The organism is Peribacillus sp. NPDC058002 (assembly GCF_042886655.1).
Classification (GTDB): Bacteria; Bacillota; Bacilli; order Bacillales; family DSM-1321; genus Peribacillus; species Peribacillus aracenensis.
Window position 1 is genome coordinate 1 of the sequence record NZ_JBHVQU010000272.1, and the last position, 888, is coordinate 888.

Genomic DNA, 888 nt, shown 5'->3' on the forward strand with positions numbered 1-888 from the left:
TCGTTACACTGTTGACCAGAAGGAAGGGGGAGAGGGTCCATCATCGGATTTAATGGTCAAAGATGAAGTTAGATTTAATCACAAATTTGATTTCTGGAATAAAAGTGTACTTTATATTCAACCTGGGCATGGAGATACCTATAGGATCATTAATCAAGGAATAATTGAAGAACTTAGAAATTTAGTGTGTGAAATATATACAGCAAAAGCGGACGAAGATGTGGTCAGTCTAGCAGCTGAATTCAGGCCGGACCTTTTGCTTGTTTTACTTGGAGATACATTTCCAATTGGCCAAGTGAAAGCCATTAGGGAAATGGGTATTAAAACAGCGGTATGGTTTACGGATGACCCATATTATACAGACGTAACAACTTATATAGCTCCCTATTATCATTATGTTTTTACACAAGAGATAAGCTGTGTTTCTTATTATCAACTTTTAGGCTGTCCCCAAGTTCATTATTTACCTCTCGCAGTCAATACAAAAGTTTTCCAATATCAGAAGCCGGGGAAGGATAACTTGATTCCTATTGACGTTTGTTTTATGGGGTCAGGTTGGGACAATAGAATTTCTTTGTTTGACGAAATTGCTCCCTTTTTATCAAAAAAAAATACACTTATCGTGGGGTCGCGTTGGGACCGGATGCAGAATTATCATTTGCTATCTGATAAAATCCGTTTTGGTTTTCTATCCCCGAGTGAAACGGCTCGCCTTATTAATCAATCCAAAATTGTGATTAATAACCATCGTTTATCCAATGATACTACGTTATTTAACCGTAACAGTAATAAACTAACGGCCCTTTCAATTAACCCTCGAACCTTCGAAATTTCTGCCTGCAGCGCTTTTCAGCTTTCGGATATTCGACAAGAGTTAAAACGTTATTA

At 37.5% G+C, this 888-nt stretch carries 1 protein-coding gene; it reads left to right on the plus strand.

Annotation, left to right across the window (positions count from 1 at the left end):
• Positions 1-888 (plus strand): CgeB family protein (locus tag ACFVSH_RS23320; RefSeq protein ID WP_387708087.1); only part of this gene is annotated, 888 nt, incomplete at both ends.